This window comes from Candidatus Stygibacter australis (genome assembly GCA_030765845.1).
In the GTDB taxonomy this organism is placed as follows: domain Bacteria; phylum Cloacimonadota; class Cloacimonadia; order Cloacimonadales; family TCS61; genus Stygibacter; species Stygibacter australis.
This window is the reverse complement of record JAVCDJ010000062.1, coordinates 1-16,487: the sequence shown is the minus strand read 5'-3', so window position 1 is coordinate 16,487 and position 16,487 is coordinate 1. Positions and strand designations below refer to the sequence as shown.

Genomic DNA, 16,487 nt, shown 5'->3' with positions numbered 1-16,487 from the left:
TCCCCATTCAGGGCTTATATGATCTGGTGTGACACCCCATACTTTGGTGGTATAATCCCGAAAGAAAGTATTATATAGCTCTTTGCCAAAGCGGTTTATATAAAAATCAGCCAGAGATTTTTCTTTGCGAATAGGGAAGAGGCGAATCCAGAAATAGGTTATTCCTATTTTTATACAGCGGATAATTCCCAGATTAAGGATAGTTTCCATATTGAGTGAAATTGGGTATGAAAAGAAGCGTCTCAGGAAGAAAATGCGGGAAACACGGTTTCGAATGAGCAGCACCTTGCTTTCCTTTTCTGGATCAGGAGCTCCTTTCTTATGTGAAAGAGGAACATCTCGATTCAGGATAAGATCATCCTGGCTGGGTGCTCCCTGCAGTGGGAGAATATTCTGCCACCAGTTCATCACCCTGTCAGATTTGGAAAAGAAACGATGCCCACCAATATCAATTCGGTTGCCTTTATATTTCACAGTGCGGGAAATCCCTCCAATCTCATCACTCATCTCGTAGATCACCGGTTGGATATCAGTCCGTTTCAGCAATTCATAGGCAGTGGTTAAACCCGCAGGTCCTGCACCAATAATAATAGCTTTTCTCTTTGCTTCCAAAATCCCTCCTTATGGCTTCTTATTATACAACAAATATTTTCTGGCCAGAAAGTTCCAGATGAATACCAGAACAATGGCAATAGAATTTGAAAATTCGATCATCCACTCTGGCACTTCAGTGAGGAACCAGACAATACCAGCTTTCATAAGCAATCCAATTATGCCAATGATAGCAAAAGCGATGAAATCATAGCTTTGCTTTTCTATTTTCCTATGTCGGAATATCCAAAGCGAACTTAAGATGTAGTTAACCGATAGTCCCAATATAAATGATATTATGATAGCGTAAACTTCATATATCCCAAAAGCACGTACTGCAATGCTGGATGCTGCCAAGTCTACTACAGCGGCTAAACCGCCTACAAATAAATATCTAAAGAACTGGATAAATGTATTATCCGTCTCTTCCACAAAGTACTTATTCCACAATATCTTCAGGTTCATCTGTTTCTCCCTCTACATCTACAGGTATTTCTTCCTTTAGTACTGCCTTCTCTTCCTTAAAAGGTGTCTCAATGCTCATTTCCTTCACTTTCCGATATTTTTTCATGACAAATTCACGCTCAGATTCAGTTACATTTTCAAGAGTGAGATCAAAAATCTCCTGAGATGTAAGAGTTTCCTTCTCTATCAATTCTTTTGCCATGGAAATTAATAATTCTTTCCTATCGCCTAATATCTTAAGTGCTTTCTGATATGCTTCATTGATGAAAAAATGCACTTCCTCATCAATCAGTTTTGCAGTATCCTCACTTACATGTTCAATGGTACCAAGATCTCTGCCCAGGAATGTCTGACTCTCTTTCTTCGAGACTGTCATTGGTCCTATCTTATCGCTCATTCCCCAGTTCGTAGCCATTTTTCGGGCTATTTCAGTAGCCCGTTCAATATCATTTGAAGATCCGGTGGTTACGTTATCGTGTCCAAATATAACTTCCTCTGCACATCTGCCGCCATAAAGTCCCACAAGTGCCTGAATCAGGTAATCTCGAGAATAATGCGATTTTTCTGTCTCCAGAAAATGAGTAGCTCCGCCGGTAAACCCTCGAGGTATGATTGTCACCTTATGAAGGGGTTCTGCTTTCTCCTGAAAGATTGAGCATATTACGTGTCCCACTTCATGGTAGGCAGTTATCAGTTTATCCTCATCAGAAATAACTCTGCTTTTTCTTTCCTTACCCAGTGTTACTTTATCTTTTGCTTCCTCAAAATCATCCATTTGAATGGTTTTTTTGCCTTTACGGGCAGCAAGCAATGCAGCTTCATTAACCAGGTTTGCCAGGTCAGCACCGCTGAATCCCGGAGTACCTCTGGCGATAATTGCCAGACTGGTATCTTTTTCCAATGGCAGTTTACGTGTATGGACTCGCAGAATTGCTTCTCTACCCTTGATATCCGGCAGGTCAACCATAACCTGGCGGTCAAATCTGCCCGGTCTTAGTAAGGCAGAATCCAATACATCAGGTCTGTTCGTTGCAGCAATAATGATCACAGAATCATTTGCATCAAAGCCATCCATCTCTACCAGCAACTGGTTCAGAGTCTGTTCACGTTCATCATGACCACCGCCCAGTCCTGCACCACGCGTTCTGCCTACAGCATCAATCTCATCAATAAATGCAATACAGGGAGAATTCTTTTTTGCTTCCACAAACATATCTCTCACTCGTGAAGCTCCCACACCCACAAACATCTCCACGAAATCAGAACCGGAAATACTGTAAAAAGGCACTTTTGCTTCTCCTGCCACTGCTTTTGCCAGCAGAGTTTTTCCTGTTCCAGGTCTGCCTACCAGCAATACACCCCGGGGGATACGCCCACCCAGACGCTGAAATTTCTCAGGTGCTTTCAGGTATTCCACGATCTCTTCAAGTTCCTCTTTGGCTTCATCTACTCCAGCCACATCTTTAAACGTAATGCGCGATTTTGCTCCATCAGCAAGTCGTGCCCGGCTTTTGCCAAAACTGAATACCTGACTTCCTCCTCCTCGCATACCACGCATCATAAAAAACCATAACCCTATAAAAATCAAAAATGGCAGCCATGCTCCAATCATCTCCAGCCAGCGAGAAGGTTTATTAGATTCTATATTAATGCCCAGATCACTAAATCGCCAAACTACTTCGGGATCTCTGAAGGGTAAATATGTTGTATAAACCTGTCCTCCAGCATCAACTGCTCTGATATCCTTATCAGAAAAGGTCACTTTTACCAGTTCTCCTGCCTGAGCTTTGCCCATCATTTCAGAAAAACTGACATTTTTTACTTGAGGACCGCTCGATTTATACATCTGGTACATCACAAATATGAAGAGGATCATTACGATCAGGAAGGTATAATTTCTGGGATTATTAAATCTATTTACTGGTTTAGGTTCTTCATTTTTGCGATTATTCTGTTTATTTTGCCTGTTTTCGTTCATTATGAATAAATCTCCTTCTTCAATATGCCTACATATGGCAAATTACGGTATTGCTCCGCATAATCAAGCCCATAGCCAACTACAAATCTATTCTCAATATCAAATCCCTGATATTTCACATCTACATTATGCCTTTGCTCAGGTTTTTTTAATAAACAGCAGATTTCTACGGACTTTGCCCCTCTATCAAGCAGGTTTTGGCTATAATCCTTAAGAGTCAAACCCGTATCTATTATATCTTCCACCAGGATCACTGCTTTGCCATTTACGTCTGCCATCAGTTTTTGACGCTCTTCAACTTTTCCGGTGCTGCTGGTTCCGTCTTTATAGCTTGAAAGGCTCACAAAACCCATCTGAACAGGTATATCAATCACCCTGCAAAGATCAGCAAAAAATATCACTGCTCCGCGTAATATGCAGATCATTAAAGGTTCTTGCCCTTCATAATCTCTGGCTATCTCTATCCCTAATTCTCTTACCCGCCTCTCTATTTCGGCTTCCTGTAAGATTACTTCTTCTAAATCCTTGTGCATTATCACCTTCTTTTCATTCGCTCCGCCGGTCTTGACTTCCGCTGGCGGATTTTCTCAATTTTTATCATTAATATACTACTGGTTTCCTTGCTGACTGCATATCGCTGATCTATTCTTTGATTTCCTACCCAGAAAATATTTTTCTGGTCAGTAAATACCAGCGCATTCGCCCTTTCTTGTGCCGGTACTTTCAGGTCGATAAAAAAATCTTTTAATTTCTTATTGTGTTTCATGCCAAAAGGCACAAAACGATCGCCTGGTTCCCGATGCCTTACTACAAGTGACCACTCAAGTTTATCAAAATCCAGATAGGCTATATTTTTGTCTACAAATAAGTCCCGACTCTCTGGCAGTTTTTTTAGTTTCTTCATACTTATCCGCCAGCCAGCATAGGCAAAACGGGTACGCAAACTCGGTATTTCCCTCGCTGCTTCCACCTCTTCAGTTTCCTGATATCCATGTTTCATAACCCGTAAATTATCATATTCCTTCAATAATATCACGCCATGCGGTAATTGGATCTCACGGTTACCCTCTCGTTTAAGTGATTTCTCTATGATCTCAAAATTACTCTGATAAAAATCCTGCTCAGTTCCGTTAATTTCACCATAAAGATGACGATATATGTAAAATCTCAAAAGAGGTCTGATCTTCAATAATTCAGATACTTTCAAGCGATATTCATCGTCATTATTTTCTTCCATCACATGACGCATCCGGATCATTGCCGAATTAGATAAAATATCATCTGCTTCCTGCAAAAATGGGGCTATAGCTGATATCTTCTCTACTGCCTGGGGATTGATATTATCAGATATCCAGGGAAAGATAAAATTGCGCAGTTTATTACGCGTAAATTCATTCTGCTGATTGCTCACATCTTCACACCAGGGGATATTCTCTTTTTCCAGAAAAGCCGTGATCTCATCCCGTGAAAAACTGATAAGCGGGTGAATAATATTGCCCGATTTCGGTTTTATCCCGCCCAGCCCCGTGAGTAAACTGCCCCTTAGTAACCTATATAACACTGTTTCTGCCTGATCACTTTGATTATGTCCCAAAGCTATGGAATCTATCTTGTATGATCCCACCAGCCCATTGAACCAGTTAAACCGGAATTCCCGCAGATTATTCTCATTCACTTTCTTGCCTTTGGGGTCATAATGTTTCACCAGAATCGCAATGTTTCGAGCAAAACAAAATTTCTTTACTGCTGCTTCTTCCAGTCCGCTTTCTTCTCCCCGCAGATGATAATTTATATGTACTGCCAGCAGATGGAATTGATATTTAGTTCGCAAATGATAAAGTGCCGTAAGTAATGCCGTGGAATCAGGCCCTCCCGAAAACCCTACTAATATCCTTGACTTAGGCATAAATAGCTTATTCTTACGAATATATTTCTCAAACTTCCTGATAAAATTCATCTCTTTCTGCATCAATCTGCCTCTATTTTTTCGATAATTGCTTATAACTCGCTAACTTGATATATGTCAATTAAAAAAACGCTTTTCATCATTATTTCACTTCTCTTACTCCTTCTCATCATCTCCCTTATATGTCACAAGGTTAGCTGTTTGAAGATAAGGTAGGGGCAGACCCGGGTGTCTGCCCTTATTTAAACAGGATCAAATAATAAAAAATTGGGCAGACACATGGGTCTGCCCCTACCAAAATTCGTTATCTGGGATAATAAAAGGTGGAGATACCATTCAATAATGCAATCTGCTTGACATTTTGCTGGGGATTTATAGAGGTAGGAACTATGTTAAATATTAAGCTTCCGTATTCCAAATCTGAGCTGAACCGGATTATGATCCTGGGCAGTCAGTTAAAGGGCAAACTTGTGATCAAGGGTGGATCGAGTGCTGCTGATATTCTCACTTTGCAGCAGGCACTTACTGAGCTTGGTTGTGAATTTGAGATTTCTGTTGATGAGATCATCATGCTATGCGAGAACGGTTTATCACAAAAGGGTGAAGTTTGTATCAAAGATTCAGCTACAGGATTCAGATTGCTGCTGGCTCGTTTGGCAGCTCAGCCGGGTGGAGAATATCTGCTGGATGCCTCTGCTCAATTGCAAAAAAGACCGATGCAGGAGCTGATATTAGCTCTCCGACAGATGGGGGCAATGATCACTACTGACAAATTTCCCTATCAGATCAAGGGTAATTTTCTGGATGGCAGCAATATGAAGATAGATACTTCGATCAGCAGTCAATATCTGAGTGCCTTGCTATTGATAGCTCCGCAATGCCTGGGGGGAATGAATATAGAAGTAACCGGCAAACGAGTATCATGGGAATATGTGGAACTGACAATCCAGATTTTGCGTAAAATGGGGATTGAGGTCTATGCAAAGCAGGATAAGCTGGTCGTACTGCCTGGCAGCAGGTTATCTAATCCCTCAAAGATCGAAGTAGCGACAGATTATTCCTCCGCCTGCTATTTCTGGGCAATGGCGGCTGCTTTCGGAAATTCAGTAAAAACAATCGGCAGCAGAAAGAAATCATTTCAGCCGGATGCTGCTTTTGCTGACCTGCTGGCAGAAATGGGTGCTGAGGTGATTGACGAAGATGATCATGTTATTGTGAAGGGGAACTATCTGCAGGGAATTAAGGCAGATATGAGCCAGATGCCCGACCAGGTTCCTACTCTTGCTGTGCTGGGGCTAATGGCAGGATCCGAAATTGAGATAACCAATATCAGTCATCTGCAATATAAAGAAAGTAATAGAATAGAATCAATACTGACAGAGATCAGGCGTTGCGGTGGCAAAGCAGAATATAAAGACGGATGCTTGAGAGTATTTCCTTTAGCTAAGTATCCAGGACAGGTTTTGATTGATCCCCATGGAGATCATCGATTGGCTATGGCATTTGCCATACTGAAGCTTAAATATCCTGAGATAGAGATTGATGACCCTGCTGTGGTAAATAAATCGTTTCCTGATTTCTGGACTGAGTTCCGCAGATTCAGGGATTCAGAATAATTTCTTCAGATAAATCGAGATTAATAGTAGAGATAATGTGACAGATACGAATCTGTCCCTTATATGGTTACTAAATTTACTATTTCAGCAATAAACATTTTCTCACTTTCGCAACCTTATCATTCATAGCTAACTGGTAAAAATAAATTCCCGAACCCGCCTGATTACCAAGCTCATCATCCCCGTACCATACCACAGAATGTTTTCCAGTACTAAGTTTATCATCAAGCAAAGTCTTTACCTTTTGTCCTTTAATATTGTATATACTCACATTCACTTCACTGGCTTCAGGTATTGAGAACGAAATAGTTGTCTCAGGATTAAAAGGATTAGGGTAATTACTATACAATAAAGCAGATTCCGGGATTATATCTTCAGAAGGAATGTTATAATTGTAATCAGCAGGATTTTCCAAAAGACCGGCTAACAACTCTTCCTGAGTTTGATAAAATACATTCCATGATGTTGGCTTCAATTCAGTCATATTTCCAATAAAACCGGATCTAACTTCATTTTCTTCCATTATAAGGTAAGTATATCCTAAATCTATTATTGCCAATACTGAATCTATTTCGCTGGGAGGATTCGAGATGACTTCCTCAAAATTAAGAATCGCTTCTTCATAATTCTCCAGTTTTATATTACAGTAATTAGCAAGATAATCGGCATATTTTTCGGAATTTTCATCATAGCGAAGATTCGATTCCGTTTCATAGTAATCCTGCAATACTTCATAATCGTCGTTAACCTCGATTAATCGCTTTGCTGCTGCTGACGAAAATGCTGTCTCAGGATACTCATCAATAACCTGCCTGAATAACTGGTCAGCAAGAACATAATCGTTATCAGAAAATGCTGAATCAGCTTCGAGATACAATGTTTCAGCAAGTGTCTTTTCACCCTCTCTGGGTTGACCAGGATCCCAAACCGGTGATAACAGATAACCTGTTTCACCCGGGTCAGGATCAATCACTGAAAGATAAAACCTCTCTTCAGGTGGCACTATCGCATTACCATGAATATCGTAATTTCCCCAGAAATTCTTGCGCCATACCTGATTATGATCCATATCAGGACAACGAACAAGATACCGGTCATAACTTTCTACCTGATAATCATTATCTACGATCTTATTCCGATTACAATCCATTATAACCGTACAATCATCAAAGAATAGAATCTCTTCATAATCATTATTAGCTATCACGCTGTCATCTATCCAGGAACCACTGTTTGGGTCTTTCAGGATTTCTACGATGCTGCCATGAAAACAAAGTATTCCTCTGTGATTATTATAAATATTACAGCTTTCTACGGTGCCTTTTGAAGCATAAAAATAAAGTCCATTATTACCGTTATTATAAATATCGGTCAGAGATATCTCATTCACTCCTGTATATGTATCAACTAAATATATCCCATAGGCAACATTATCATAAACTTCACATTCGGTAATTGTGTAATTTGAACAACCGGATAACTTGATTCCGTAATTGTAATTATGAATATCGCTATCTATCATATTGACTTGTGGACAGTCATAACAATATATTCCTGTTCCAAAATCAGAACCTTCCAAACTGCATCCATCCAAGCCAAGAGTTGTAGTATAACAAGAAAGACGTGACATAGTAAAATCTGTTCCGCTTAATTGTATCTCACCATATTTGCTTTGCAGTCCGCAATGGTTGAAAAGCCCATCCGTTATTGGAACATTCTGATCCCCCAGTAAATACAAGCCATCCCAATATTCATCCTCTTCTACGGTAAATTCTACTCCTGTACCAATAGTAACATTACCATAAATCTCTATCCTGTTTCCTGGTATTGTTTCCGGGATAATTGGTGGCTCTGCAGGAATTGTAGTCGTTTCACCCAAAAATGTAACATTATTCTCAATAGTTATTGACGCATTTTCTTGAACTGATAGTTGTGCACGATTCAAAAGGTAGAATCTTGTGTTCTCAGTTATCTCAACAGTTGCATTATTGGTAATAATAGTCCCATCTTCAAATATATAGTTACCTTCCTTAAGCTCTCGATCTGATGAAATTAATTCGGAAACACCCAGTGCCCGATCTGCATCTAGTTTTCCATAACCTACTTCATTATTCCATGTTCCATATTCTTCATCTTCATTAAAAACATAATGTGATAATTTTTCAGTAGTTAAACAAATCAATCTTGCAATGTCCTGGTTTGTAAAATCCGGATGAAGAGAAGCAATTAATCCCGCTACTCCTGCAACTTGTGGAGAGGCAAACGATGTACCTCCACCGCTTGCATAAGTATTATTTAGTCGTGTACTTAGTATATCTACACCAGGTGCAACTACCATTAAACCTTCACCATAATTTGATCCCCAGTTATAACCATCTTCTGGGCTTACTCTTCTCTTTTCTTGATGACTTGCACCAACTGCAAAGACATATTCATTATTAGCTGGAAAAGGAAGATAATCATGATTGTAATTTCCTGAAGCGCAATCCACAAAACAAGCATAATTATTATAAGCGACTTCTAACGCTTCCTCGATCGCAGATGTTTCACCTACGGTAAGACTTAAGGTAATAACTCTAACACCGTTTAGTGCAGCATATAGTATTGCATCATCGAGAATATCTCCTATAGGAGCATTATCTCCTACAGCAGCAATAAGCATACTACATCCTGGATTCTCTTCACCCCATCCACCGGCAACACCTGCAACTCCAGTATTATTATTTGTAACAGCACCTGCAATACCTGCTACATGCGTACCATGATAGGCATTACTTTCGACATTATTGTTATTATGACCAAAATCCCAACCTACAAGATCATCTATATATCCATTACCATCATCATCTATACCATTTATGTCGTCCATATCCCAGACAACTCCATCTTCATCTAAATCTTCACCGGGATTTACCCAGATATTTCCTTCCAAATCTTCATGAAGTATATCGGTTCCACTATCCAATATCCCGATTATTACACCAGGAACTCCAGTCTCCTTATCCCATGCTTTGTAACTGTCAATTCCTCCAACACTTTCATCATGATGGAACCATTGATCATTATAATTAGGATCATTAGGAACTTCTAAATATTCTCCAATAGTGTTCGGTTCTACGACATTAACTAGTTCACTTTTAAGATAATTCTGAACAATTTCCAATGGGTCACTGTTTTTAGGTATCTCAAGGTCATAATAACCAAGAATATTACTTCTGATTACATCACATTCATTAACTGCATTTAAAGAATCTATTTGAGATTGAGTTACATTTACTTGAAATTTCACAGTAATTACAGAATTACTTACTTGATATTGATAGTTATTTTCAATCTGATACCATTGTCCATCAATCTTATCATATTGACGGTTGTTCAGATAGATTGTTTCCGCACTTGCTACAGCAGTGAAAGATAGCAAAATAAATACTATTATTGCTATTTTTTGATTAAATGATTTCATGTTTCCTCCTTATTTCTTATTATGGAATCATTATCCTTTTATCAACATTCTTTGAATTAGGGCATTATCTAACCTCTTTTTTACATTATTGTCAAATGTCCCAATAATTTAACCTTTGCGAAATTCAGGAAAAGATTAATACTTTTAAACACTGCGGAAGGTCAAGAAAAGCTAGAAGTTCTGAAACCATTCCGAAAGTAACTACTTTACCATCAACATTTTCCTGGAGATAGACTTATCTCCTACCTGTAATGTGTATAAATAAACATTAGTACTCACCTCCTTTCCATTATAATTTTTTCCATTCCAATTTACAGAATGGCTTCCTTTTTGAAATGTTTCATTATCAATTAGTTTTATAACTAATTGTCCTTTAATATTATAAACCGATAAACTTATTTTACCTGATTGGGATAAATTGAAGTTTATGTTTGTTCGCGGATTAAACGGATTCGGGTAATTACTAATTTTACATTTTACATTTTCAATTTCACATTCTTCATCTGTACTTACAGATATATTTTCACCAATCCAGACACCATCTCCATGGGAAGCGATATAAACTTTATTTTCCTCTAAAAAAGGGATAAAATCCGATGTGCGTTTTTCATAAGTACCTTCTAATACAGACCAGTTTTCTCCTGCATCAATGCTGTAATGAATTCCATTATTAGGAGTACAGTAAAACATTTTATCGGAATCATGTCTGTCAAAAACTAAATTGCCTATTGCCGGAACAGGGGTTGTCCAATTCTGGTACGTATCAAGGTCATGAAAAGTTTCACCCCAATCATACGATACTATAAGTGTATTTCTATCTGAATAGTAAATTGTATTTGAATTCTGGGGATGTATGTTTACGACTTCACCAGGAGTTAATGATAAATATTCCCAGGTGCTTCCACCATCAGTACTTCGATAATCAGAGAAATATAATGTATCAGGATAATTGGAATCAATCGTAACCTTTGGATAATTTGCACTTTCCACTGAAAAGATTAAATCCCAATTGATTCCGTAATCATCTGTCTTATAAACCAGATAATCATAATAAACAGTCACTATATATACAATATTATTATAGTTATGATTAATGGAAATATCAACTATTATTCCATTTATGTTATGGCTGATATCGGTAAAAGATATTCCATTATCGAAACTACGCATTAAATTTTGTCCACCGTAGTATAATGTATCCGGGTGCTGATAATCATATTTTATTACATTAACATATTCTTCATTTACTTGATTCCATGAATCTCCTCCATCAATGCTTTTCCATAATCCCTGAAATCCGCCGGCATAAACAATATCAGAATCATCAGGATGTAATTCTATCTCTTTTATATATGAATTGGGTAAATTTGAATTTTTCAACAAGCAGGTTGATCCTCCGTTATCGGATCTATATATACCACAATATGTCCCAAAATAAATCTTATTGACATTCTCTCTATTCTCTTCGCAACGATTCCGAAGGTTTATTCCTCTTCCTGCACACATAGTATCAATATTTGTCCATGTATTACCATTATCACTACTTTTTTTTACATTACCATACATTGATGTACCGCCCTCAGCAACATATAGATTGTACTCACTATCAGCATACATACTAGTACACCATATTTCAGGATTCCAATCAGGATAAGGTGTCCAGTTATAACCGCCGTCTGTTGAAAAAGCCAATAACCAGTCCATGTATCCTGTGTATATTATACTCCACATATTCTGATTATTAGCTGGATTTATTGAAAGATCATAAAATGTAAAAACATCATTAATTATTTGCCACTCATTTCCGCCATCAATACTTTCCATAAGTCCCCATGAAAAACCGGGTTCACCTCCACTGCTAATTCCCGTATAAAGATGTTCTTCATTTCCAGGCTCGTTACAAATACCAGTTATATGATAATAGTCTCCATGTGGGACGTTTTCTATTAATGACCAGTTATTTCCTCCATCAATAGTATGATACAAACCACCATTTTCCAATGGTAAATACCCATAGTTATGGTTTCCCGCTCCAATAAAAAGTTCATCAGGATTATTTTCATTTATATGAATATAATCAACATCAAGAGAATCGGGCAAAGTTTCACTTGCCTGTTGCCAGCTATTTCCTCCATCGTTGCTATCAAAGAGTCCTTTCCCGCTGGTTCCAATCCAGAGATGTTCAGCGTTTATCGGATCAATTGAAATCGCTTGAACAGGATAATAATCACCATACCACCAGCAAGGTACGCTTGGAGAATTATCAAGGGAATCTTCCCAGACAGGTAAACTCTCAATCGAACAATGAATCCAGTTTTCTGCTCCGTCTATACTTTTATAAACTCCATCACAATAAGTTCCAGCATAAATAACACTTGTATCTGAAGGTGCTATTGCAAGTGAAATAACATGTGCAGAAAATGGACCGTTTCTACTCCATTCCTGGGAAAATATCAGGGAAAAGGTTAATAAAATCAAACTCAATAATGCTTTCTTCATCTTTTTCCTCCTTCATTAATCTGTGTAAATATACTTTTCACATGCTATGGAATTATAATGCAATTCTTCATAAGGATCAATATCCCTAATATCTGCGGAAGCTGGTCAATCTTGTATAATATTATTCAAAAGTAGAAAATCCAGTAAAGATGATTATTTTCCCTAAAACCCTTCAATCATGTTCATAATCATCAATTTTTCCACTGATATTTGCATTCAATACATAAGTTATGTATTTTATAGTGATTTTATATTGTCAAGAAAAAATATAATTTTAGTATATTATTATCAAGTAACTGGTCAGATTTCCCCAGCAAAATCCTTTCAAATGGTTTCAGAGGAGTCAATTTCAGTTTTATAAGTCATCAATCAGGTTATGTGCACTTTTTGCTAAAAATTGCTACTCCCTTTAATTTTCCAATGAGTTAGTTTGATCAGTCTCAACGTACGGCACTGTCCGAATTATTTTAATGCATGTTAAAAAATAATAATAAATTTTCCCCTGTACTATTTATGCTTTAATCTACATTAATATTTCCAATTTATAATCTACTGGCAGCCCCAGAGAGTTGTTTCTCGTTAGGGGTACTTTGTATTTCATAAGAAGTAAAAAGGGGTATTGAGAATGCTTAATAGGGTAATCTGTTTGACATTTTGCTGAATATTTGAGGAGTTAGGAATTAGCTTAGGGTTCAGGGAATCAGAATAATTTCCTCGGTTTCGATTTTAGTAGCTGATATCTCATAGGCAGCTTTGATGCGTTTTACTGCTGCTTCTCCAGCAGATTTATCATTGCAATACACTTTTCCCAGAATTTGTTGCTTATCAAGTTTTGCTCCGATTTTGTGAGGCAGCCAGGCACCTGCTGACATATCAAGTATAGATTTAAGGGTTTTACGTCCCGCACCAATACTCACCAGGGCATAGCCTATCTGACGGCTGTTAATTGATTTTATCCAGCCCTCTTGTGAGGAGATCACCGGTAGTTCATATTTTGCTGTAGGTAATATATCATATTTATCGATAACATTCACATTGCCTTCCTGCTGGCGTATCATGGCAATAAGCTTCTCCAAGGCAGCACCTGAGCTGATAACCTGATCAATCTTAGTCTCAGCAGCCTGAGGATCAGAATAAACTCCAGTGAGCAGGAGCATTTCTTTTGCCAGCCTGCGGGTGATAATATCAATATCAGGGGCGGTTTCACCTTTCAGATAATCAATAGCTTCTCTGGTTTCCAGAGCATTACCGCAGTAAAATCCCAGAGGTGAGTTCATATTAGTATAGGTAACTTTCACTTTTTGTCCAAATGCAATGCCAGTGGAAGTTAGTAATTCACCTAATTTCTGAGCCTTTTCAAGATCTCTCATAAAGGCACCACTTCCTACTTTAAGATCGATCACCAGGTTATGAGCACCTTCGGCAATTTTTTTGCCCATTATACTGGCAGTGATCAAGGGCAGGCTTTCCACTGTACCGGTAGTATCACGCAAGGCATAGATGAGTCTATCTGCAGGGACAAGTTTTTCGCTCTGGCTGATGATTGCCAAGCCGGAAGTATTCACAAATTTGATAAAATCAGATTGCGCGAAATCAGTTCTGAAACCCGGGATAGCTTCAAGTTTATCCAGAGTTCCGCCAGTATGCCCCAGTCCCCTGCCAGAGATCATGGGAACCGGTACTCCGCAGGCAGCAACGATAGGCGCCAGCATCAGGCTGATCTTATCACCCACACCACCAGTGGAATGTTTATCTACTGTGGGCATATCAGGTGGAAATTCTATTCTGCTGCCGGAATTTATATAGATATCAGTAAGATTTCGTGTTTCAGAATTGGTCATTCCCTTAAAATATATAGCCATCAGCAGTGCTGTCATCTGGCTGGCATCAATATTCCCTTCTATATAATCCGTAATAAAATGTTTCATTTCGGCTGGCAGTAATTCACCACCATCCCTTTTTCGGATAATGAGCTCCACAGGATTCATGTATTAATCTCCTTGAATTTGCACAGGGTCTAATGGTGCAGTTTCTGCTGGGTAAACCAGTTTGAAACCCGTGATATCGTTTCTTCCGGGCTGCGGACAAAAATTGTTTGAGCGGGGATCACCTGCATGAAATATTTACCATAGCGATCATGCTTTCTGGCAATCCGGTTATCCAGCACGATGATAACCCCAGTATCTTTAGTTGATCTGATCAGTCTGCCATAGCCCTGTCTGTATTTAAGCAGAGCTTCCGGCAGGGTGTAATATTCAAAGGGTGGCTTTTGATCGCGAGCTAATTTCTTGGTATATGCTTCCACTATCGGGTCACCTGGAGAGGGGAAGGGCAGCTTATAGATTATTATCTGAGAAAGCGCTTCTCCGGGAACATCTACACCTTCCCAAAATGAGCTTGTTCCAAGTAATATACCTTTGCCATCATCACTGAACTGCTTAAGCAGTGAAGTGCGTGAACTTGTGCGTGACTGGATCATAAGGGCAATATCAGCAGGTAAAATTTCTGCCAGCTTTTTATAGGCATTATCCATATCCTGATAAGAAGTGAAAAGCACAAGAGTACCTCCGGGAACTCTCTGGCTTGCCTGAGCGATCAAATCCATTGACTGCATAAAGAAGTAAGGATCAGAATATAAGGGCAGATATACAGTGTTCAATACTACGGATTGTTGATTATAATCAAAAGGTGAGTCCACTATCTCCAGACGAACCTTATCATTCTCAGTAAGGGGCAGACCCATGCGACGCTCATAATATTTAAATATCCCCCGGATGGCTAAAGTGGCTGAAGTAAATATAATTGATTCTTTATTATCATAAAAATATTCACTCATCTGAGAGGAGATATCCAAAGGAACAACATTTATTACTCCGGCAGGATATTCAGAATCTGCCACATTTAAAATAGAGAACCAGTAGGCACTAGCATCATAATCTGGCTGAAGGATTGCTTCCAGATTTTCCTGGAAATCAGATATCCGCTGTTGTATGCGCTCAGTGCTTTCCAGATGCTGATCATAATTATTCAACCTGCTGCCATCTATTCCGCCCAGGTTCATGCTCAGGGTTTTTACTGATTTCATGATCGCAGTAAGGCAATTCATCAGATCTGGAACCTGATCAATGAAGCTGAAGTCGGGCAGTTTATTTAATCTGGCATTCTTATATTCATCAGGGTCTTTGAAGTAACTTAATTTGCCATATTTTGTGCATGTTTTAACCGTTTCACCCATCTCCCAGAAAAAGGATGTAAATACTTCCTGACATTCATTAATGATATTTATCAGGCTTTCAATTATATTGATTACCGTGTCTTTGGTGGAATTATCCAGATTGCTGGATTGCAGGTCTCTTTTCAATGAGATCAGTTCCCCACTTTGATAATCTTTGCGGATATGGAAAAGCTGCATAAAAAAGCCATTAAAATCCGGCCAGCCAAGACTAAATCCCAGCTCGGTGTGGGCAGTGTTCGGCAGATTATGAGCTTCATCAATGATGAGTCTTTCATATTCTCCCAGCACGGAATTTTCTGACACGGCATCAGCAAGCAGCAAATGATGATTGATAACCACAATATTGGCATTATCAGCCAGTACGCGTTTCTGCATAAAATGACATGATCCTGCAGAACTGCAGCGTCTGCCACGGCAGAAATGACGATCCGCTACCACCTTTTTCCAGGTGGAACTCATCTTGCCCGGATTGAAGGAATTATTTTCTACAATATCGCCAGTTTGGGTGAATTTTTTCCAGATTATCAATTTCATCAGATCGCGAATTTCCCAGGCAGCAGCAGCTCTTTGCCAGGTATTCATAACCTCCTGCCATTTCTTCTCACAGATATAATTACCTCTTCCTTTCAAAAGTACTGCTTCAAAGGGGATTTTCAGGCATTTTTTAAGTAAAGGCAGATCCTTTGTGAATATCTGCTCCTGAAGGTTTTTGGTATTTGTTGATATGATCACCC

At 38.8% G+C, this 16,487-nt stretch carries 10 protein-coding genes; 1 reads left to right on the top strand and 9 read right to left on the bottom strand.

Annotation, left to right across the window (positions count from 1 at the left end; all coding sequences use genetic code 11):
- The 5 genes from RAO94_03920 to tilS all read right to left on the bottom strand — a co-directional run.
- A partial coding sequence (locus RAO94_03920; protein ID MDP8321482.1) for an NAD(P)-binding protein occupies positions 1–612 on the bottom strand: 612 nt, incomplete at its 3' end.
- 9 nt (positions 613–621) lie between these two features.
- A complete protein-coding gene (locus RAO94_03915; protein ID MDP8321481.1) occupies positions 622–1,056 on the bottom strand; it encodes a GtrA family protein in 435 nt (144 codons plus the stop codon).
- A complete protein-coding gene (gene ftsH / locus RAO94_03910) occupies positions 1,031–3,034 on the bottom strand; it encodes an ATP-dependent zinc metalloprotease FtsH (GenBank protein ID MDP8321480.1) in 2,004 nt (667 codons plus the stop codon). The genes RAO94_03915 and ftsH overlap by 26 nt, the downstream gene beginning before the upstream one ends.
- Positions 3,034–3,567 (bottom strand): hypoxanthine phosphoribosyltransferase, encoded by a 534-nt coding sequence (gene hpt / locus RAO94_03905; GenBank protein ID MDP8321479.1) that lies wholly within the window; start codon positions 3,565–3,567, stop codon positions 3,034–3,036. Before hpt ends, ftsH begins: the two co-directional genes overlap by 1 nt.
- Positions 3,568–3,569: 2 nt before the next feature.
- Positions 3,570–5,003, bottom strand: a complete 1,434-nt coding sequence (gene tilS, locus RAO94_03900) for a tRNA lysidine(34) synthetase TilS (GenBank protein MDP8321478.1) — start codon at positions 5,001–5,003, stop codon at positions 3,570–3,572.
- Between the two features lie 326 nt (positions 5,004–5,329).
- On the opposite strand from tilS, the gene aroA reads away from it, so the two are divergent.
- On the top strand, positions 5,330–6,556 hold the full coding sequence (gene aroA / locus RAO94_03895; GenBank protein MDP8321477.1) for a 3-phosphoshikimate 1-carboxyvinyltransferase: 1,227 nt from the start codon (positions 5,330–5,332) through the stop codon (positions 6,554–6,556).
- 79 nt (positions 6,557–6,635) lie between these two features.
- On the opposite strand, the gene RAO94_03890 is transcribed toward aroA, so the two are convergent.
- The 4 genes from RAO94_03890 to RAO94_03875 all read right to left on the bottom strand — a co-directional run.
- Complete coding sequence (locus tag RAO94_03890; GenBank protein ID MDP8321476.1) at positions 6,636–10,019, bottom strand: S8 family serine peptidase; 3,384 nt, start codon at positions 10,017–10,019, stop codon at positions 6,636–6,638.
- A 201-nt stretch (positions 10,020–10,220) separates the two neighbouring features.
- Positions 10,221–12,518: a T9SS type A sorting domain-containing protein gene (locus RAO94_03885; protein MDP8321475.1), complete on the bottom strand. Its 2,298-nt coding sequence runs from the start codon at positions 12,516–12,518 to the stop codon at positions 10,221–10,223.
- A 692-nt stretch (positions 12,519–13,210) separates the two neighbouring features.
- On the bottom strand, positions 13,211–14,506 hold the full coding sequence (locus tag RAO94_03880; protein MDP8321474.1) for a thymidine phosphorylase: 1,296 nt from the start codon (positions 14,504–14,506) through the stop codon (positions 13,211–13,213).
- Between the two features lie 29 nt (positions 14,507–14,535).
- On the bottom strand, positions 14,536–16,487 hold a 1,952-nt coding region (locus RAO94_03875), incomplete at its 5' end, for a helicase C-terminal domain-containing protein (GenBank protein ID MDP8321473.1).

Bases quoted from the DNA above. Each gene is read 5' to 3' on its own strand.
- RAO94_03915 (MDP8321481.1), bottom strand. From the start codon at position 1,056: ATGAACCTGAAGATATTGTGGAATAAGTACTTTGTGGAAGAGACGGAT.
- ftsH (MDP8321480.1), bottom strand. From the start codon at position 3,034: ATGAACGAAAACAGGCAAAATAAACAGAATAATCGCAAAAATGAAGAA.
- hpt (MDP8321479.1), bottom strand. From the start codon at position 3,567: ATGCACAAGGATTTAGAAGAAGTAATCTTACAGGAAGCCGAAATAGAG.
- tilS (MDP8321478.1), bottom strand. From the start codon at position 5,003: ATGCAGAAAGAGATGAATTTTATCAGGAAGTTTGAGAAATATATTCGT.
- aroA (MDP8321477.1), top strand. From the start codon at position 5,330: ATGTTAAATATTAAGCTTCCGTATTCCAAATCTGAGCTGAACCGGATT.
- RAO94_03890 (MDP8321476.1), bottom strand. From the start codon at position 10,019: ATGAAATCATTTAATCAAAAAATAGCAATAATAGTATTTATTTTGCTA.
- RAO94_03885 (MDP8321475.1), bottom strand. From the start codon at position 12,518: ATGAAGAAAGCATTATTGAGTTTGATTTTATTAACCTTTTCCCTGATA.
- RAO94_03880 (MDP8321474.1), bottom strand. From the start codon at position 14,506: ATGAATCCTGTGGAGCTCATTATCCGAAAAAGGGATGGTGGTGAATTA.